Raw genomic sequence first — 19,684 nt, 5'->3', positions numbered from 1 at the left:
TCCGATCATTCATCGTAATAGAATGTTTCTTGTACTATACCATTAATTGAGGTATGCCATAAACCTGAGAACACCCAAGAAACGCAGAAGACAGGTAACAAAAATCAATTGTGATTGGAATCACCTTCCCATTTTTTTGGTCTTGTGTATAATTAGATATAATTAATTATAACTAGTTATAACCAAAGATAACGTTGGGGGAGAACTGAATGAGAAAGAGAATCGGATATATTTTGGGAAGTATGTCACTGGGACTGGCTCTAGTATTGGCTGGTTGTGGCGCAAGCACGATCACTACGGATACATCCACGGGTGCAGAAGGAACGACTTCAACGCCAGCGGCATCAGGTGAAGGTTCATCAGCGGGCAACAGTGATCCTCAGGAAACGGTAGATCTGACGATCTCGGCGGCTGCCAGTCTGACCGATGCGATGAAAGAGATTGAAGCCAATTATGAGCTAGCTAATCCTTATATAGAACTTAATTTCAACTTTGGCGCCTCGGGTGCCTTGCAACAGCAGATTGAACAGGGCGCCCCGGTTGATATCTTTGTATCGGCGGCAACGAAAAATATGAATGCGCTGGTGGATGAGAACCTGATTGCATCAGGCGATCAGAAGAATCTGCTACAGAATTCACTGGTGGCGATTGTGCCAGCAGATGGGACCAATACCGTAACCGGCGAAACGGATCTCACCAATGACTCCATCAAGACGGTAGCGATTGGCATTCCGGAAAGTGTGCCTGCGGGAACCTATGCCAAGGAAGCTCTGACCAACGCCAAGCTGTGGGATGAACTGGAAAGCAAGCTAGTGCAGGGGAAAGACGTTAGACAGGTCCTTCAATATGTTGAGACAGGTAATGCAGATGCCGGATTTGTATATAAAACGGATGCTCTTACTTCAGATCAGGTGAAAATTGCGTTTGAGGTGGACAAGAACAGCTACACACCCGCCAATTATCCGATAGGCATTATTGAAGGAACGAAACACCGCACAGAGGCCGAACAATTCTATGCGTATTTGCAAACCCCTGAAGTACTGGATATCTTCGTGAAATATGGATTCACAATTCCGGAATGAATATGAACGCCATAGACTGGTCCGTATTCTGGTCGCCGGTGCGCCTGTCGCTTCAGGTTGCGCTGTTATCCAGCGTAGTGGCCACTGTGTTCGGAATTGCGGTAGCCTGGAAGATGTCACGTACTTCATTTCGGGGAAAGATTCTGCTGGAAACGGCATTTATGCTGCCACTAGTCCTTCCACCAACGGTGGTCGGATTTCTGTTACTTGTCATACTGGGGCGTAAAAGTCTGCTTGGACAATGGATTGAAGCCATATTCTCTGCACCGGTTATTTTCACCTGGTGGGCTGCGGTGATTGCTGCGGTGGTGGTTGCTTTTCCACTCGTGTATCAGACCATGAAATCGGGATTCAGTGGTGTCGATCGGGATCTGGAAGATGCAGGTCGTTCGATTGGGGCGAATGAGTGGCAGGTATTTCGTTACATTTCCTTGCCGCTCGCAGCCAGAGCGCTGATGACCGCCTTCATCCTGGGCTTTGCCCGGGCACTCGGGGAATTCGGAGCGACACTGATGATTGCAGGCAATATTCCGGGAAAAACACAAACAGTACCCACGGCAATCTATGTCGCTGTGGATTCAGGCAATCAGACCATGGCTTGGGCATGGACTGTTTCCATTATCATCATCTCGTTTATCATGTTATTGATGACCAGACAGCAGCGAGATGGTAAAAACGACTGAAATTTAAATAGATATACGATATATTTCATCACGTAAAACCCGTTTTAAGGAAAAAACTCCTTCCTTAACGCGGGTTTTTATCATATATTTCATATGCATTAATATCAAATGTTAACTGAATTGGAACGAATGGAAATGTAAAGCTGTTTTAACATAAAAAAATAAAAAAAATTCCAAAATTTAATCATTCAGTACTCGCTTTCAGTGGGCTTGTTCCTGTAAGATAGAAGTAATTGATTCCAGCCAAGTACTGAAATAAGGAGAGACGACGATGAACACTAGACCTGATTGCGGCGTTTCGTTGCAAATCGATGACTATCTGGATCTTTTGCATTTTGCCATCCAAATTCAAGATCAGGAATGGCAGCAATCCTTAATCCACCAACTTAAAATATTTCAGACGGCGACGGACCAGCAGCGCACACCTGAAGAGGAATTATGGACAAGGTTCGATTATATTAACAGTAAACTTACTGGTCTGTGCCATCAGATTCATGCCGCTCATTCCATGGATGAACGCAAGAAGTTCGAGGAACGGATCGGCCTCTTGCAATTACAGCGAGTGGAAGTTGCGCGTAAAATTAAATGGGCAAGTCGCAGATAGATGAGAGAGTAAAGCAAGATATGGTGTAACGCCAAAAAAATATAATTGAACGAGAGTCATACATCAAGAAGCCATCCACCAATGATATTGGGGATGGCTTCTTTGTGTACGATAGAGAAGTTCTATAACCTTATCAGGATGTCCTATTAGTTTAGTTATTGCCCAAAGATAAGTTGTAATGATATTCTTTGTTCAACCTAATTCCGACTATACAAGTAAGAATGGTTTGTTAATGAGTATCGGAATAGGAGCACACATCATATTTGCTGTGATAACAGCCTGTGGAGGAGATTGGGAATGGTTAAAAAACGGGGGATTCAACAATTCCGGACAGCACTGCTGTTCATTACAATGCTGGCGGTTCTGGCTGGATGCAGCACAGGTACTGCAAGTAATGAGTCAGAATCTGCTTCGGCAGCAGGCGATACCAAAGTGAAAAAAATCATTGTAGGAACAGGTACACAGTTCCCGAATGTCTGCTTCATTGATGAAAATGGCAAGTTAACAGGTTATGATGTGGAATTGATCCGGGAGATCGACAAACGTTTGCCTGACTACGAATTCGAATTCAGCACTATGGATTTCAAAAACCTGCTGCTGAGTCTGGAAACGAAAAAAATTGACTTGATCGCTCACCAGATGGAAGTAAATGAAGAGAGACAGGCCAAGTTCCTGTTTAATGATGAAGCCTATAATATTTTCCCAAATAAAGTTGTCGTCAGTCAGAAAAATGAGGAAGTCAAATCGATTGAGGATCTGAAGGGAAAAAAACTGATTGTCGGCGCTACGAGTAATGCGGCTGTACTTGCTGAGAAATGGAATGCAGCGAACGGTAACGGCATTGATATCGTCTATTCCGGAGCAGGTGAGGATACCATTACCCAGATCAAAACAGGCCGGGTGGATGCAACGATCAGCACTCAGTTTGCCATTGATTATCAGAATAAAGCGGTGGATGCCCAGTTGAAAACGGTGGGAGATGCCCTCTCCAACTCCAAAGTGTATTTCATTCTGAACAAGGATGAGCAGGAGCTCAAAACCAAAGTGGACGAAGCGCTCAAATCAATCAAAGAAGATGGGACATTAGGCAAGCTGAGTACAGAGTGGCTTGGGGCTGACTATACGGTTGAAGAGTAGTCTGAGAAAGGTGTGCAACGGTCATGGGAAAATCATTTGATCTGTCATTGGTTCTGGATTTCATCCCGGAACTGCTACGATATTTGCATATAACACTGATTGTATTGGGTGGCTCCATCGTGCTCGGACTGGTGGGCGGCGTGCTTCTGGCCGTTCCCCGTCTGTATCGGATTCCGGTACTAAGCCAGCTGGCTACCCTGTACGTCTCATTCATGCGGGGCACACCGATCCTGATCAAATTGTTCCTGGTGTATTACGGACTTCCCGAGTTGCTCAAACCGATTGGCATCGACCTGTCGAGAACCGACCCGTTGTTATTTGTCATTGTGACCTATGCGCTTAGTGATGCGGCATCCTTTGCCGAGATCTTTCGCGGAGCAGTGCGCAGTGTGGACAAAGGTCAGACGGAGGCAGCCTACGCTGCGGGTATGACGACATTCCAGTCTTTTCGGCGGATTGTCGTTCCGCAGGCACTGATTGTTGCTTTTCCGAACATGGCCAATACGTTAATCGGTTCTCTAAAGGATACGTCACTGGCGTTCTCCATCGGTGTTATGGATATGGTGGGCAGAGGGCAGACGTTAATCTCCGCCACGTCCCACGCACTTGAGGTATATATCAGTCTGTCTGTGGTCTATTATGTCATTGTCATTGTACTGGAAAAAGGATTTGCCGTTGCAGAACGCAGACTACAGCGTCATGAACGCAAGAGGGTTGTACACAAATCGACCGTTCGCGCCAAACGCCTGAGAGAGGTTGTTCAAAAAGTCCGCTTTTGATTACGAATCATGCCTCGCGGCATCATCAGCATCGAAGTTGAAATTCAGCCGAAATAAGCGGGAGGCTTACGATGTATGTTTCCTTTGGAAACATTGCGGTTGCTCACGTAGTTTTCCCTACGCTCCGCTACTCCATTTCTAACTTCATTCCATCTTCTCGGTACTGAAAACCAGACTTTTTGAACTCGCACTGAAACGAATAGAGGGGTGAGCATATGTCGATTGATCTCCAGTTTATCTATACCTCTTTTTTTCAAATTCTGAAGGCATTGCCACTGACACTCGTCATTACGATTGTTCCGTTGATTGCAGGCTTCGGAATTGGTCTGGCTACGGCTCTGATCCGTATTTATCGTGTGCGGTGGATTCATCGCATTGCTGACTTCTACGTTTCTTTCCTGCGTGGAACACCGATGCTGATGCATCTATTCCTCATCTATTATGGTATTCCGATGATTATTGATAAGCTGTCGGAACGTTACGGTTGGGCTTTCCAATCTTCATCGATCCCGATTCTCGTATTTGTACTTATTGCCTTCTCGCTTACTGCGGGCGCCTATATGTCCGAGATTATCCGTTCAGGCATTCTTGCCGTTGATATCGGTCAGATGGAAGCTGCACACGCTGTGGGTATGAGCACATTCCAGGCTTTAAGGCGCATCATCATTCCTCAAGCGATCGGGGCGGTATTGCCTAATCTATGCAGCATGTTTGTCGGGTTCCTGCATGGATCAACACTCGCCTTTACCGTGTCACAGATGGACATTCTCGGTAAAGCGGATGTGGTGGCATCCGTCAGTCTGAAATTTCTGGAGGCCTTTATCGCCGCCGCGTTCATCTACTGGGGGCTGACCCTCATTGCCGAGCGGATCACTGCTTTGCTTGAGCGTCGGGTTGCCGTGTACAGCAAAGGAGGCGTGTCATGATTACACTAACGAACATACACAAAACATTTGGCAAGCAGGATGTATTGAAGGGGATTGATCTGACGGTGGAGCAGGGTGATGTCGTTGCGATCCTTGGACCGAGTGGATCAGGTAAAACAACGTTGCTGCGCTGCGTCAATTTTCTGGAACGTGCCGATGAGGGTGAGGTCCAGATCAGTGGATTGACCGTAGATTGCAAGCATGCACGCAAACATGACATTGTGCAATTGAGACGGAAAACGGCGATGGTCTTCCAGCATTATAATCTGTTCAAACATAAGACGGTGCTTGATAACGTCACGGAGGGTTTGATTATTGCCCAGAAAATATCCAAAGCTGATGCCCGTACACGTGCCTTACGTGTGCTTGAACAAGTCGGACTCTCTGCCAAAATCAATGAATATCCAAGTATGTTGTCCGGTGGACAACAGCAGCGGGTAGGAATCGCCAGAGCACTGGCACTGAATCCCGAAGTGATTTTGTTTGATGAACCGACCTCGGCACTGGACCCCGAGCTTGTGGGGGAGGTGTTGTCTGTCATCCGCTCCATTGCTCAAGAGGGGATTACCATGATTGTCGTTACCCATGAAATGGGGTTTGCCCGTGAGGTGGCAAATCGGGTTGTTTTCATGGACGGGGGTTCCATTGTAGAGGAAGGAACCCCGGAAGAGGTATTTGTGCGTCCCAAGCAGGAACGGACTCGCCAATTCCTCAGTCGGTATTCTTCTGACTGGAGTTATGTCATCTGACGATATAGGCGCAAGCTGTAGTAACTGACGATCCCGGCCCGGCATATGCTGTAACAGGCAAATGCTGATAGGCCGGGTTTTTCTATGGGTGAAGCAGGCCGTGACGGTAAGGAGGAGGACCATGCAGAGCAAAATCGATGAAATCATCACACATATTGCACACTCTCACCAGCAGATCGCACGTGTGCTGGATGCCAAACGCCAAGTCGCTGTGCGCATGTCTGAAATCATCAATCATTTGCCAGATATCGAACCGGAGTTGGATGGCGTTGACGGTCTGCTGGATAGCTCTGGGCAAATCAACAAAAGCATTATCTCTTACTTGGGAGGCCTTGCAGATCTGGAAGAGGCTGTAGCCGAAACGCTGACCCAAGTCATGCGGGAGATCGCGGTTCAAGAGGAAGAATAAGCCCGGAAGGCGGGTGAAGGAACATGAGTAGAGAACAGAGCCTCATTCTAATGCTGGACGCAGCAGCCAAGATGCAGTGGAATATTGCCCTGATTCTGGAGGCAAAAGCGATTGAGGCCGAGAAGGTACGGAACTGGACGCTGAATCATTTGAATGGGGATACTTTTCTGACGCATGGGGATCAGGTCGGCGAGCCACTCAAAATGCATGATCAGCTGGTGGAATTGCTGGAAGGTTTAACCCGGATGGAGACCGGACTGTGCAACAATCTCAAAGCGGTGATGGTACAGAACGACAGCGAAGATGGCGGCGGTATGGATGGTGGCATGTTTGGCGGCATGGATCTGGGAGACATGGGAAAATGAGTCTGATGCGGCGTGAGCAGGAAGCTAAACTGGCCCTCATTGAATCCATTGCACACAGTCAGCAGGCGCTGGCACGCATTCTGGACAGTGTAGCCAGTGTAACTGCTCATTCGGAAGTATCCGCCCGCAGTCTGGCCGAAAACATTCGTCTGCTGAGTCGCTATCAGGAAGAGATGTCTCGCATGGTAACGGGAATCAGGCTGGCTCGAATCCAGCATGGGGAGCCAGGCTTGCCGTGGCTCAAAGACCCCGAGTGTGCAATTCGTATCGTTCGGGATATACAGGAGGAATGATGACATGTTAAAGAAGAAGAAAATACGACTGAGAACCAAAAGAGCTTTGGTAACTCGTGGAGCCCGTCTGCGCAAAATTCGCAAGCTGCGTGCGCTCAGAGCCAAACGTGTTCTTCACAAACGCCCACTTAAAGGACGCAGTGCGTGGCTCAAAAAAAAGAAACGGACGGTACGGCGGTACCGGAGTCCGAAGCCTGTACAACCCATCGTCCCGGCTACCCCTACCGATCCGAATCCGGACGGTGCGTACAGCCAGGGATACAACGAGGCGTACAACGAGGGATTCAACGCGGGTTTCGCCAAGGGATTCGAGGACGGACATCAGCTGGCGTACAAAGCACAGTAACTGAGAAGATGGAATGAAGCTAGAAATGGAGCAGCGGAGCGTAGGGAAGACTACGTGAGCAACTGCACTGTTTCCGAAGCAACCTTCGTAAGCATCGGCTTATTTCGGCTGTATTCCATATTCGATGCTGGTGATGCCAAACAAATGATGATAGCCCGGGGGGACAGATCCCCCCGGGTTATTTGCATCGCCGCAAAAGCGGACATGCCCGTACAGGCGGATGTGGAGGGCAAGCGCCAATTTTGCGCCTTGCAGGACACCCGTCCATGATGCATCTGACCCCGAGGCATATCCTTTAGAGGGAAGACCAATCTCGGGGAGAGTCTGGAAGTGAGATCTCCTGAAGGAAGACAGGGTGAAGAATGTGGCAAAACGAAGACACCGTCCGCTAACTGAAGCGGAGACAGCTTACCGCGGCGGATATGCAGAAGGCCGCAGATTTGGCGGCTGTCAAGCCATGATGGAGCGGGTGCAGATGTTTGAACCGACCCTGCGGGACATGAAGGTGCTGTATATTCCGCAAGGGTTCGATGCCATCGATGAAGGTGTCACCCTGGCCCTGCAACAGTCTGTACGTGAATGCGTTGTTGGATCGCCAGCAACGATGTTGCAGGAAGCCAGTCAGCATCGGCCAGATGTTGTGCTCGTTATGAATGGTCTGCATGTGTTTCCCCCGGATCATCTGGAGCAGGTGAAGGGCATACGTGCACTCGGTATTCGAACAGCTGTGTGGTTTGTGGATGATCCGTATTTTACCGAGGATACTGTGTCCCTGTGTCAACACTATGATGTCGTGTTCACACATGAAGAGGCCGCTGTACCATTCTATCAAGGACATGGAGCGAACCGGGTTATCTATATGCCACTCGCAGTGAATCCGGGGATGTTTCAACCGCGTCGCGCGGCACCGCAACATCAGCATGATATTTGTTTTATCGGTACCGGATTTTGGAACCGGATTGCCTTGTTTGATGAGCTGGCTCCATTTCTTGCGGACAAAAAGGTATTCATTGCAGGTAGTCAGTGGAACCGGCTGGCACGTTTTGATGTACTGGGCCGCTTCATCCACGAAGGATGGATTGCTCCGGGAGAGACAGTCGATTATTACAATGGCGCCAAGATTGTCATTAACATTCACCGGACTTGCGAGAATGGGGAAGACAATCGCAACACACATCATCTTGAAGGTCATTCCATTAACCCGCGCACGTATGAGATTAGTGCCTGCGGCACCATGCAGATTACGGATGCACGTGCGGATTTGCCCCGTTATTATAAGCCGGGATATGACATCGAGACCTTCACCAACGCAGCAGAACTTCAGCGCAAGATCCACTATTATCTGAAGCATGAAGAAGAACGACAGGCGATGGCATGGCGGGGACTTCTCACCACGATGAACCAGCACACGTTCACTCGCCGTATTGGTCAGTTGCTGGAACATCTGTAACCTCCGTCTGAAGTAACAGCACAACGAGTAACCTATCCCAAAAAATAAAGGAGTGGCGGTATGTCTCTCAAACACCGTAAAACCAAAAAGGTTCATGCACCGGTACTGAGCCTGGCTGATCAAGCGCGCAAAAATGGGCAACATGCCGGATATGACGCAGGTAAAGAAGAAGGATATCTGCGCGGTCGCGCCAACTATATTGTAAATTGTGCACAGGAACCGTTGCCTTTCCGACAAGTTCACGTGCTGTATGTATCTTCGGGTAAAGGTTTCCCATACTCCCCGTTGGATGAGGCCATCATGGCCACGCTACAGGGAATGGTAGCTCAGGTAACCCTCACGGATCCGCGTCAACCGGTTTCTGAGATTGCGCTGCAGACGCGTCCTGATCTGGTGCTTGTGTTGGATGGAATGGATATACCCATCGAGCATATCGATGCGATCCGCCAAGCCGGCATTCAGACGGCTATCTGGCTGACTGATGATCCGTACTATACAGACATGACGCTTGATATCGTCAAACATTTTGACCATATCTTCACGTTGGAACTGAACTGTATCGATCTATATCGACAAAACGGCTGCGCGTCAGTCCATTATCTCCCTTTTGCCGCGTTCACCAATCATTATTTTCCGATTACAACCCCTTCCCCGTTAAAACGGGATGTCAGCTTTATCGGCTCGGCTTATTGGAACCGGGTATACTTCTTTAATCCAATCATGCCTCAGTTGATGTCACACAATACAGTATTTAACGGAATCTGGTGGGACCGTCTGCCTGACTATACTGCCTATGGCGAGAAGATTGAACTTGGCCGCTGGATGAGTCCACAGGAGACCAATGATGTGTACAATGGCACCAAAATTGTCATTAACCTGCATCGATCCCACGAAGATGATTCCGTCAATAATAATCACCTCAAAATCCCGCCAGCCTCACCGAACCCAAGAACGTTTGAAATTGCCGCTTCCACAACACTACAGTTGACCGACGCAAGGGATGACATTACGCGTTTCTACAAACCGGGTGTGGAGATTGAGACGTATTCCTCGCCGCAGGAGTTACTCGAAAAGGTGGAATATTATCTTACTCATGAAAAGGAACGCCGTGAGATTGCCCTTCGTGGACTCGAGCGTACCCTGAAAGACCACACGTATGGCAAAAGAATTAATGAAATGTTAACCATCATATTTCCTTAATCCTGGCCGGGAGGAGGTGTGCACAGTACCCTGTATCGGATATCCGCATACAGGGTCCGTGCGGCCATGGCAACGAAACCAAAGATGATGTTATTTTCACATGTGTGCAATACTCGCAGCATTACAGGTGCAGAGAAGCTGCTGCTTCATTTTATGAGAGAGATCGGTACGATCTTTGAGTGTGTGCTCATTGTTCCCCAGGATGGGAAGCTGGCAGGGCTTGCACGAAGATTCGGCATTCAGGTCAAAATATGCAATCTGCCGATGCTTCACGGTGTGTACACACCTTACCTGGGCATTGCAAATGATGCGGAGCAACTTCGCCATACACCAGCATATCAGGAAGTGGTCTCCCTCATACGGGAGACTGCTCCCGATCTCGTGTTAACGAATACCTGTGTCAATGTAATGCCGGCTGTAGCGGCGAAGTCGCTTCAGATTCCGATTATCTGGAAGATTACCGAGATCATTCATACGAATGAACATACAGCCGAGGCGATTCAGATGATTGGTCGCTATGCAGACTGGATTATTGGTATATCCGAGACAGCGGTCGCTCCATTTCATCAAGCTGGCATGAGTGACAAACTAACCGTCATTTCGCCGACATGGGAACCGGCTCTGCCCGCACCGGACCGCTGGGTTCATCTGCGTGAGCGCAAGCGCAAGGAACTTGGTCTTAAGGCATCACAGACTTGTATCGGTTATATTTCTTCCTTTATATATGATGCCAAAGGGTTGAAACCTTTTGTGGATATGGCCTTGAGGATCTGTGAAACGCATTCGCGCTGTCGCTTCTGGATCATCGGGGCACCATCGGATAAAAAGTATTACGACGAGTGTGTATCACGGGTGAAAAAATCCGGGTATTCACGCCGATTTACCTTCACTACGTTTGAAGAGAACGTATCTCTGGCGTATAGCGCCATGGATATCGTGGTCATCCCAAGTATGGTCAAAGAAGGATTTGGCATGACCGCACTGGAGGGTCTCTATTTTGCCAAACCGGTCATCGCTTTCGCTCAGGGTGGACTGAAGGAATTAATGGAATCCGTAGGCAGTGGTGCATTTTTGGCCCCGCCCGGGGATACCGAAGCGCTTGTCACCTTGGCGACAACCTTGCTGAATGATTCGGAGCTGGCCTCGAATACGGGATGGCGCAATCGGGCAGAAGCGGAAAGGCTCTACGGGGTTGAAACCTACCGAACGAAATTGCATACGATGGTGACACAGTGGTTATTGCGTTTTCCCGGATGGTTTGCTTATATCCAACCTCCGAATGGACCTGTGTATACCCATGGGGAGGGAGGACTACGCACGGTACTGGTTCTGGAGCCGGTTACGGTTCGGGCACTGTTATTCCCGCTGACGGTCATACAGGCGTTGCCACATTCCTCATTACCTCCGATCGCATTGGGTCAAGATGCCCCTGTAGCCTCAAGTACTGGCCCAGCTGCAAAGCTGATTCAACAGAGGGGCAAAACGCGGAAACGCCGTCGTAAGTCACTTGCATCTCATTCTCGCCGAGACCGTGAGGGGCTGAAACGTACTTCCGGAACTGGCCGACGTAAAGGGAGATCCCGTACAACGAAGGGACCGCGTCCGCATATGGGCAAATCAGCTACCCGCAGACGCAAATCTGCCAAGGCGGGACGTAGCCGAGCAGGGCGCAAGGGTTCCAATACAAGATGAAGGCAGGGATTACGATGAAGATCATGACGGTGCTGGGTACGAGACCTGAGATCATACGGCTCAGCCTGATCATCTCCAAGCTGGACCAGTATGCGTCCAAACATATTCTGGTGCACACGGGACAGAACTTCACGGAAAGTCTCAGTGGTCTCTTTTTCAAGGAAATGGGCCTGCGCGCACCGGATTACGTTCTTCAGGATGAAGCGGCCTCTCTGGGACGACAGCTGTCCTCGATGTTTACGCAAATGGAAGATCTGATATTGCAGGAGAAGCCCGATAAACTGCTGCTGCTCGGGGATACCAATAGTGCATTATGTGCAGTATTGGCTGAGCGCATGGGTGTTCCTGTTATTCATATGGAAGCAGGCAATCGTTGCTTTGATCTGGATGTGCCTGAGGAGAAGAATCGCAAGGTTATTGATGCCATCTCCACCATTAATATGCCTTACACGGAACAGAGCAAGAAACATTTGGTCAGCGAAGGTGTACCAAGCAGGCGCATTGTGCTCACGGGCAATCCCATCTATGAAGTGATGCAGCACTATGACGCACAGGTGAACTCCAGCAAAATCCTCAAAAAGCTGAAGCTGAAGTCCGGGCAATATTTTTTGGTTACTGCCCATCGAGCCGAGAATGTGGATCATGCCCCTCATCTGCTGGAGATTATGAAAGGACTTAATCAGGTCGCAGAGGAACACGGGCTGCGTGTAATCTGCAGCATTCATCCGCGTACAGCAATTCGGATTGCGGAGCATCTGCAACTGGAGATGAACCCGCTGGTAGAGTTTCACGAGCCGTTTGGATTCTTCGATTTTGTGATGCTCGAACGTCATGCACGTTGTGCGCTCACGGACAGTGGTACGGTGCAGGAAGAGTGCTGCATTATGGGCGTGCCGACCGTAACCATGCGCCGAACTACCGAGCGTCCGGAAACGGTGGATTGCGGCAGCAATGTGGTCTCCGGTCTGGATGCGGCACGCATCGCTGATTGCGTGAAAGTCATGACGCAGATGTCCACTGATTGGGATTGCCCGCAAGGTTACAAAGCAACAGATGTATCCGGTAAAGTAGTTAAATTTCTGCTTGGAGGGAAAATGCATGTTTGAAAATAAGCGTATACTCGTGACTGGCGGTACGGGATCATGGGGCTATGAACTTGTGGCTCAACTGCTGCCCCAGCAGCCCAAAGAAATTATTGTATATTCCCGGAACGAGTCCAGCCAAGTGGCTATGAGTCGTGAATTTGAGGACCCACGTCTTCATTTCCGGATTGGAGATATTCGTGACAAGGATGCCTTGACGGCGGCTTGCCAGCATGTGGACTATGTATTTCATCTGGCGGCACTCAAGCATGTCCCAGTGTGTGAAGACCAACCGTATGAAGCGCTCAAAACCAATGTGATTGGTACACAAAACGTGATTGAGGCTGCCATTGAAAATAAGGTGGAAAAAGTAATCTATATCTCGACTGACAAAGCTGCCAATCCGTCCAACTTCTACGGCATGACCAAAGCAATCGGCGAGAAATTAATTGTATATGCCAATTTGTTACACAGTGACACCAAGTTTGTTACGGTACGGGGCGGAAATGTTCTGGGAACGAACGGCAGTGTGGTACATCTGTTCAAGAATCAGATTCGTCAGAAAGGCCAGGTCTCCATCACGGATATGAGCATGACTCGGTTCTTTCTCACGCTAAAGGATGCAATTACCCTGTTGTTCAAAGCCTCGGTGGAAAGTGTCGGCGGAGAGATCTTTGTCATGACGATGCCAACCTGCAAAATCGTGGATCTCGCGGAAGTGTTAATTGAAGATTCCGGTGTGGAGAATGTGGCCATTGTGGAACAGGGCATTCGTCCAGGTGAGAAAATTCATGAAATATTGATGAGTGAATTCGAGAGCATGACCACCGTTGTCTACGATGAGCAGTATCTGGTAATTCTTCCTACCCTGGGCATACCAGGTCTGCGTGAACATTATACCAATTGTCCACCGGTCTCCTTTAACAGCTTCAGTTCTGAACACCAACTGATGACAAAAGAGGAGATTCGTGAAATTCTCAAGCGCGGAGGATTTTTGTCATGAAACTGCTGATACTTGGTGGAAACGGAATGGCCGGCCATATTCTGGTCGACTATTTCCGCCGTCAAGGTGTACACAGCGTCTTCTACACAACTCGTGATGTAACGGACCCCAATGGTCTGCTCCTGGATGTGAACGACAGCTTCATGGTTGATCGATTGGTAGAAGCGGTGCACCCGGATGTGATTATTAATGCAGTAGGTGTGTTGAACAGCTTTGCAGATGAGGACAAAATTACGGCCTATCATATCAATGGGTTTCTGCCGCATCGTCTGCGGCGGGTTGCGGATACGATTGGTGCACGTCTGATTCATATCAGCACAGACTGTGTGTTCAGCGGAGATCGGGGAGCATACCGGGAAGATGATGTTACGGATGGGACTTCAGCTTATGCCATTACCAAAGCACTTGGTGAAGTCCAGGATGAAGGTCATCTGACGATTCGTACGTCCATCATTGGACCCGAAATTCGGCAGGGCGGCATTGGTCTGATGCAATGGTTTATGTCCCGCACAGGTGAAGTCGGCGGGTATACCCGCGTATTCTGGAATGGTGTGACCACACTTGAACTGGCCAAATGGGTTGACCATTACCTGGCCTCATCCATTAGTGGTCTGATCCATCTAGCTCATCCAACACCTGTCAGCAAGCATGATCTGCTTGTGTTGTTCAAGCAGACCTGGAACAAGCAGGATGTGACGATTGTGCGTGATGACAGTGTAGTACAGGACCGTACGCTGGTGTCCACTCGCGAGGATGTGAAGACAGACCTGCCGGATTATTCTACAATGCTGAAGGAGTTGGCATTATGGATGGAGCAGAGCTGACGGGCAAGACAGTACTAATTACAGGCGCTTCCGGTTTTACCGGGCGACATGCTGTATCTTATTTTCGAGAAGTTGGTGCAGTGGTTGCGGCGGTAGTCCGGAGACCGGATGTACATTCGTTTGGAATAGGTACCCAAGTCCATGTCTGTGATCTGAATGATAAACAGCAAGTGCGTCATCTGATCGGCAAGGTGCAGCCCGACTATGTGCTGCATCTCGCTGGCAAAAATTCAGTGCCTGATTCATGGTCTGATCCGCTACTGGTCCTGGAGACCAATGTGATGGCTGTGCTGTATCTGCTGGATGCGCTTCGCAGTTGTCCGGCAGCACGAACCGTTATTGTAGGATCGAGGTTAAAATATACGCAGGAACCTGGCCGGATTCCCCAGCCTCCACATCCATATAGCCTCAGCAAAGCGCTGGAAGAGATGGTGTCCTTGTCGTGGATGTCACTCTTCGGACAACAGATCATGCTGGCGGAGCCGGGCAATCTGATTGGGGCGGGTCCTTCCACAGGCATCTGTTCCCTGCTTGCACGCCATGTTGTTGCCTGTGAGCAGGCGGGCAAAACGGAGGCGTTCCGCCTGTCGGGACGGGACAATACCCGTGACTTTCTGGATGTGCGGGATGCAGTCAGAGCGTATGCAACCCTCCTGATACAGGGGGCCAGCGGTACAGTATATCCGGTGGTGTCTGGCACCGAGCGGAGTCTTGGTGAAGTTGCAGATCTGCTGTTGTCCATGACAGAAGCGGAAGTCCCTGTTCGCTGGGATGGGGCATCTTCTGGTCCGGACGGTTCGGGGAAACAGGAGGAATTATCACTGCTGCGCAAGCTTGGCTGGCAGCCGATGATTCCATTTGCCACATCACTTCAGGATATCCTGAGTGATGTTCGTGCCCAGCAAGGGAGGACGACAGGTTGAGTCCAAGAGTATCCATTGTCATTCCATTCTACAACTGCCCTTATGTGCCTCAGGCGATTCAAAGTGCGCTGAACCAGACATATTCGGATGTGGAGATCGTTGTTGTGAATGACGGTTCCACCCGGCATGCAGAGCTGCTTCAGCCTTATCTTCCTTATATTAATGTGCTTGGCAAAAGCAATGGCGGGACGGCCTCGGCACTTAATCATGGGATTCGTCATGCCTCTGGTGATTATGTAGCCTGGCTTAGTTCGGACGATTTTCTGTATCCAGATAAAATCCGGTATCAGCTCGAGTTTATGCAGCGCGAGAATGTGCTCGTCTCGTACACGAATTTTCACTATATCAACGAGCATTCAGCCGTTACCAAAATGCATGGTGGGCCAGAACCGATGTCCGATCTGGACTTACTGCGGCGGTTTGTCAACGGCAATCCGGTCAATGGCTGCACGGTCATGATTCGTAAGGATCTGTTCAGCGGAGTAGGGCTGTTCGATGAGCTTCTGCCTTACACGCATGATCTGGATCTCTGGATGCGGATTGTACTGAACGGTCATCGGTTCCCATACCTGAACGAACCGCTTACGGCCTATCGGTGGCATGGGGGAATGGGATCAGTTCGTCATGCGGATGTCATCGGCAGAGAGGCATCCATGGTATGGTCGAGATATCGCGAACCGTTGTTGCAGCGCATAGCGGCGCTTGGGGGTTAGCGTTGGGAGGGCAGTTATGAAGCCACAAGTTGGCGGAGTGACGCCCTCTTTGCGCAGCATTTTACCCGATGACAGTAAAGGTGGTATCAGAATGAAATGTGCTTCCGTAACACCGCGGATGTCCAATGCCGATCGAATGGATCTTCATAAAATGTAGGAAAGCAATCGCTATGCAGAGATAAGCGGAGGAAGGGGGCCCCGAATGGAGCCGAAAGTATCGATCGTCATCCCTTTTTATAATTGTGCGTATATCGAGCAGGCTGTTCACAGTGCCACTCACCAGACCTATCCGCATATTGAAGTGATCGTGGTGGATGATGGGTCAACCGAGCACGTGGAGCGACTAGAGCCATTCATGGATTCTATCCATTATATCCGCAAAGAAAACGGTGGTACCGCGACGGCATTGAATGAGGGTATCAAACAGGCAACAGGGGATTACTTTGTCTGGCTCAGTTCAGATGATGTGATGCTGCTGGACCGTGTGGAGAAACAGTTGAAGTTTATGCGTGAGGTCAAGGCTTCATTCTGTCATGGTGCCTACCACTATGTGAATGAGAAGAGTGAGTGGTTGGATACGGTGCATCCGGAAGTGGGCAGTCGTCTGGAGATGTTGCAGGTACTGCTTGAAGGTTGTCCGATCAACGGCTGTACCGTCATGTTGGAGATGGATGCATTTGAGCGGTTTGGCTTGTTCGATACTGATTTTCGCTACACTCATGACTACGAGATGTGGTTGCGACTGTTTCCGATGTATGAGCTGTTCTATTACAATGAGCCTCTGATGTGTTATCGTCTGCATGATTCAATGGGGACCAAACGTCACTTCAAGGCTCTGGTGGCCGAGATGGAACGTGTTCAGGCGAAGCACAGACCTATTTTGCTCAATTTGCTTCAGGTCGGCGGGTATTGGAAGTGAAGTAGACGTGTGTGCCGATGATGGCTTGAATGGAATAGGTGGTTAAATGGATATGAGAGCACCCTTATGAAGCATGTTTAATGTGCTATAAGTGGGGGAGCTCTTTTTTTGTTCTATGACGATCCATGGACAGGTAGGTAGAAGGGATGCCGAAGTCTCTGTATAATGAAATGATTCATACACGGAAGGGACTGGACTATGCGCAGATATCAATATCTTACACCGAATCATTAATAAACGAATGGAGGTGAAGTATTGATTACAGAGTTACACACAGAACGGTTATTTTTGCGAAAAATGAACGTATTGGATGCGGCCAGCTTGTTTGAAATTTGGTCTGATCCGGAGGTTACTAGATTCATGAATATCACTCCTTTTACGGATGAAAGTCAAGCCATAGCCATGATTAATATTCTGGACGATCTTTCTCAGGAAAACAAGGCTATTCGATTCTCTATCATCGCGCAAGAGTCCAATGAAATTATAGGTTCATGCGGTTATAACTTGCTGGATTATGACAATCTCAAAGCAGAAATTGGGTATGACATTGCCAGATCACACTGGGGAAAAGGATATGCGACAGAAGCGATCTCTTCTTTGTTAGCTCATGCCTTCTCGACGATGAAGCTGAATCGAATCGAAGCAAAGGTTGACCCCAATCATGTGAATTCTATCAAGCTATTATTAAAGCTCAATTTCACATACGAAGGTACCCTCAGAGCATACGAAAGGGCAGGCGAAACGTTCAACGATCTGAATATGTATTCCAAGTTGGCGACAGATGAATAAGATCTGGAATTCGTTACATGTCGGATCTGTGCAAAAAGAATCAATTAGCGTGTTCTGGATTCGCTAGAACACAACACAATAAAAGCAAACAAGGGGTGTCCACCGTCATTCATATGACAAATGGTACACCCCTTGTTTGATATTCCGGCATGTTACATGAAGACAGCATGGAATGGGACAACTTAATCCTTTGAATACATGATCTCCATCGACACGGGATCGGGAAATACATAGCCCTTGGGCAGCTTCTGCATCAATTGATTCATGATAGCGTAATCCACATCGATGTGAGGTGTGGAAACTGGAGTCGAAAACCAGCGATTGTATAGATCACTCGGTACAAGCAACGTCATATCGGTTGTCCTCCTCTGTAAATAGCCTCCTGGTAGACTTGAAAAGTACGCATTCCCATTTCTTCCAGTGAACGATGTTGTTCAGCCCAGGCTTTTGCCGCCGCCCCCACTGTTCTTCGGGTAACGTTATCCTCCAGTAATGCATTCAACAATTCGCTGAGCGAGTCGACATCCTGTGGAGGAACAACCCATCCTGTACGTCCCGGTTCAACCATCTCAGGCATGCCGGCTGTACCACTGACGATAACAGGTATACCCGCCAGTTGTGCTTCGGTCACGGAGAACGGCTGAGTATCCTGCAGGCTGGGCTGGACATAGATGTCTGCGTGGCGCAGGAAGGAAGGGATATTGTCGAGTTTGCCCCAGAACACAACATCAGCGCCAATGCCTGCTGCCGTGGCCTGTGCCCGCAACTCATCGGATAGATTGCCTTCTCCTGCGATCCAGCACACCCAATCGGTACGTTTGCTTTTCAGACTGGCTAAAGCCTTGATTAATACATGTACACCCTTGATGTATTCAAGCCTTCCGGTAAAGGCAATGACTTTCTTGCCCGCGGGTGGTCGTTGGCGAAATTTCGCGGCTGCTGAGGCACGGTAGGTTGGCAGGTCGATAGCATAGGGGATTTGCCTGAACTTCGACTCTGGAACCGCGAGTTCTGTAAGTGTACTTTTGATCCAATGACTGGACACCAGAATCAGCTCAGACTGTGCTGCACTTCGCTCTTCCAATGAGAGAAAATAACGTCCGCGTTTGGATTGCAGATAGGTAGAAAGAGTAAGTTGCGGGTTGGAGTTTTGAGCATCGTAAAAGGCCTCGCGGGCAAGTGCCCCATGATAGCTGGTGACCAGTGGGATATTGCGGTTCAAGATGCGTTTAATGGCTACGGCGGCTACGGGATCTTGCGCATGGATTACGTCATAGTGGTCTACTCCCAAATAAGCGGCGGCCATCTCGAAGGCATATCTATTCAGTTCATAATAAGCGAGAAGCGGATCGGCAGTGAATTGTGGCAGATCGGTCGGATTGAGTTTGGCTTGCAGCATGGGCCACACCGTATCCTTGGAGAAAGCGCGGTTCAGATTACGAACATATACCTCGTTTTTGGCACCATTTGTGCCCATGATATCAACCTCTACACCAAGTGAAATCAGCCTGTCGGCCAGTTGTTTAACATATGTCCATATGCCTCCCATATGTGTAAGCTCCCAATACGTAACGAGCAGAACTCTCATAGCTACCCCCTTGTCACGGCCTGCACCGGCCGAGCTTCTATGCTTCTATCCTATGAAAAAAGAGGACCGGAAGGTCGGGCATTTTTGTGTATCTGGTTGAAAATGGGTGAATGCAAATGACAATAGAC

Annotated in this window: 24 protein-coding genes; 22 read left to right on the top strand and 2 right to left on the bottom strand. The window is 49.0% G+C overall.

Annotated elements, in window-relative coordinates; genetic code table 11:
- Positions 1-209: 209 nt before the first annotated feature.
- The 22 genes from modA (at position 210) to NLBNIHML_RS11200 (ending at position 17,968) form a co-directional block, all read left to right on the top strand.
- Positions 210-1,082 (top strand): molybdate ABC transporter substrate-binding protein, encoded by an 873-nt coding sequence (modA, locus tag NLBNIHML_RS11305; RefSeq protein WP_494354391.1) that lies wholly within the window; start codon positions 210-212, stop codon positions 1,080-1,082.
- On the top strand, positions 1,079-1,765 hold the full coding sequence (gene modB / locus NLBNIHML_RS11300) for a molybdate ABC transporter permease subunit (RefSeq protein ID WP_339237316.1): 687 nt from the start codon (positions 1,079-1,081) through the stop codon (positions 1,763-1,765). The genes modA and modB overlap by 4 nt, the downstream gene beginning before the upstream one ends.
- 271 nt (positions 1,766-2,036) lie before the next feature.
- Entirely contained in the window at positions 2,037-2,369 is a 333-nt protein-coding gene (locus NLBNIHML_RS11295) for a hypothetical protein (protein WP_339257123.1), read from the top strand.
- Positions 2,370-2,666: 297 nt separating this feature from the next.
- Positions 2,667-3,506 (top strand): transporter substrate-binding domain-containing protein, encoded by an 840-nt coding sequence (locus NLBNIHML_RS11290; protein WP_494354390.1) that lies wholly within the window; start codon positions 2,667-2,669, stop codon positions 3,504-3,506.
- Between the two features lie 23 nt (positions 3,507-3,529).
- On the top strand, positions 3,530-4,285 hold the full coding sequence (locus tag NLBNIHML_RS11285; RefSeq protein ID WP_339237309.1) for an amino acid ABC transporter permease: 756 nt from the start codon (positions 3,530-3,532) through the stop codon (positions 4,283-4,285).
- Positions 4,286-4,500: 215 nt separating this feature from the next.
- Positions 4,501-5,211 (top strand): amino acid ABC transporter permease, encoded by a 711-nt coding sequence (locus NLBNIHML_RS11280; protein ID WP_342570943.1) that lies wholly within the window; start codon positions 4,501-4,503, stop codon positions 5,209-5,211.
- Positions 5,208-5,960, top strand: coding sequence for an amino acid ABC transporter ATP-binding protein (locus NLBNIHML_RS11275; protein ID WP_494354389.1), 753 nt, complete (start codon positions 5,208-5,210; stop codon positions 5,958-5,960). Before NLBNIHML_RS11280 ends, NLBNIHML_RS11275 begins: the two co-directional genes overlap by 4 nt.
- A 121-nt stretch (positions 5,961-6,081) precedes the next feature.
- Complete coding sequence (locus NLBNIHML_RS11270) at positions 6,082-6,369, top strand: hypothetical protein (protein WP_017692509.1); 288 nt, start codon at positions 6,082-6,084, stop codon at positions 6,367-6,369.
- Positions 6,370-6,392: 23 nt separating this feature from the next.
- Positions 6,393-6,734, top strand: coding sequence for an alpha-helical endospore appendage domain-containing protein (locus tag NLBNIHML_RS11265; protein WP_017692510.1), 342 nt, complete (start codon positions 6,393-6,395; stop codon positions 6,732-6,734).
- On the top strand, positions 6,731-7,027 hold the full coding sequence (locus NLBNIHML_RS11260) for a hypothetical protein (protein WP_339237302.1): 297 nt from the start codon (positions 6,731-6,733) through the stop codon (positions 7,025-7,027). The genes NLBNIHML_RS11265 and NLBNIHML_RS11260 overlap by 4 nt, the downstream gene beginning before the upstream one ends.
- Positions 7,028-7,031: 4 nt before the next feature.
- Positions 7,032-7,373: a hypothetical protein gene (locus NLBNIHML_RS11255; RefSeq protein WP_339237300.1), complete on the top strand. Its 342-nt coding sequence runs from the start codon at positions 7,032-7,034 to the stop codon at positions 7,371-7,373.
- A gap of 355 nt (positions 7,374-7,728) precedes the next feature.
- Positions 7,729-8,823, top strand: coding sequence for a CgeB family protein (locus tag NLBNIHML_RS11250; RefSeq protein ID WP_339237298.1), 1,095 nt, complete (start codon positions 7,729-7,731; stop codon positions 8,821-8,823).
- A gap of 60 nt (positions 8,824-8,883) precedes the next feature.
- Positions 8,884-10,023, top strand: a complete 1,140-nt coding sequence (locus NLBNIHML_RS11245; protein ID WP_339237296.1) for a CgeB family protein — start codon at positions 8,884-8,886, stop codon at positions 10,021-10,023.
- A 66-nt stretch (positions 10,024-10,089) separates the two neighbouring features.
- On the top strand, positions 10,090-11,715 hold the full coding sequence (locus NLBNIHML_RS11240) for a glycosyltransferase family 4 protein (RefSeq protein ID WP_342570942.1): 1,626 nt from the start codon (positions 10,090-10,092) through the stop codon (positions 11,713-11,715).
- 14 nt (positions 11,716-11,729) lie between these two features.
- Positions 11,730-12,821, top strand: a complete 1,092-nt coding sequence (gene wecB, locus NLBNIHML_RS11235) for a non-hydrolyzing UDP-N-acetylglucosamine 2-epimerase (RefSeq protein ID WP_339237292.1) — start codon at positions 11,730-11,732, stop codon at positions 12,819-12,821.
- The gene (locus NLBNIHML_RS11230) at positions 12,814-13,800 is read left to right on the top strand and encodes a polysaccharide biosynthesis protein (RefSeq protein ID WP_339237290.1); all 987 of its coding nucleotides are present in this window, start codon (positions 12,814-12,816) and stop codon (positions 13,798-13,800) included. Before wecB ends, NLBNIHML_RS11230 begins: the two co-directional genes overlap by 8 nt.
- Positions 13,797-14,624 carry a dTDP-4-dehydrorhamnose reductase family protein gene (locus tag NLBNIHML_RS11225; protein ID WP_253440481.1) on the top strand — a complete coding sequence of 276 codons (828 nt, stop codon included), beginning with the start codon at positions 13,797-13,799 and terminating at the stop codon, positions 14,622-14,624. Before NLBNIHML_RS11230 ends, NLBNIHML_RS11225 begins: the two co-directional genes overlap by 4 nt.
- Positions 14,606-15,547: an NAD-dependent epimerase/dehydratase family protein gene (locus NLBNIHML_RS11220; protein WP_494354388.1), complete on the top strand. Its 942-nt coding sequence runs from the start codon at positions 14,606-14,608 to the stop codon at positions 15,545-15,547. The genes NLBNIHML_RS11225 and NLBNIHML_RS11220 overlap by 19 nt, the downstream gene beginning before the upstream one ends.
- On the top strand, positions 15,544-16,260 hold the full coding sequence (locus tag NLBNIHML_RS11215; protein ID WP_472476597.1) for a glycosyltransferase: 717 nt from the start codon (positions 15,544-15,546) through the stop codon (positions 16,258-16,260). Before NLBNIHML_RS11220 ends, NLBNIHML_RS11215 begins: the two co-directional genes overlap by 4 nt.
- A gap of 16 nt (positions 16,261-16,276) precedes the next feature.
- Complete coding sequence (locus NLBNIHML_RS11210) at positions 16,277-16,417, top strand: hypothetical protein (RefSeq protein WP_339257109.1); 141 nt, start codon at positions 16,277-16,279, stop codon at positions 16,415-16,417.
- Positions 16,418-16,462: 45 nt separating this feature from the next.
- Positions 16,463-17,179 carry a glycosyltransferase gene (locus NLBNIHML_RS11205; RefSeq protein WP_339257107.1) on the top strand — a complete coding sequence of 239 codons (717 nt, stop codon included), beginning with the start codon at positions 16,463-16,465 and terminating at the stop codon, positions 17,177-17,179.
- A 255-nt stretch (positions 17,180-17,434) separates the two neighbouring features.
- Positions 17,435-17,968 (top strand): GNAT family N-acetyltransferase, encoded by a 534-nt coding sequence (locus NLBNIHML_RS11200; protein ID WP_472476599.1) that lies wholly within the window; start codon positions 17,435-17,437, stop codon positions 17,966-17,968.
- Positions 17,969-18,150: 182 nt separating this feature from the next.
- On the opposite strand, the gene NLBNIHML_RS11195 is transcribed toward NLBNIHML_RS11200, so the two are convergent.
- Complete coding sequence (locus NLBNIHML_RS11195; RefSeq protein WP_253440469.1) at positions 18,151-18,321, bottom strand: hypothetical protein; 171 nt, start codon at positions 18,319-18,321, stop codon at positions 18,151-18,153.
- Entirely contained in the window at positions 18,318-19,556 is a 1,239-nt protein-coding gene (locus NLBNIHML_RS11190; RefSeq protein ID WP_494354387.1) for a glycosyltransferase family 4 protein, read from the bottom strand. Before NLBNIHML_RS11190 ends, NLBNIHML_RS11195 begins: the two co-directional genes overlap by 4 nt.
- Between the last annotated feature and the right edge of the window lie 128 nt (positions 19,557-19,684).

This window comes from Paenibacillus sp. JNU01 (assembly GCF_059130585.1).
The sequence above is the reverse complement of the archived record's forward strand: the minus strand, read 5'-3'. Positions and strand labels throughout refer to the sequence as shown.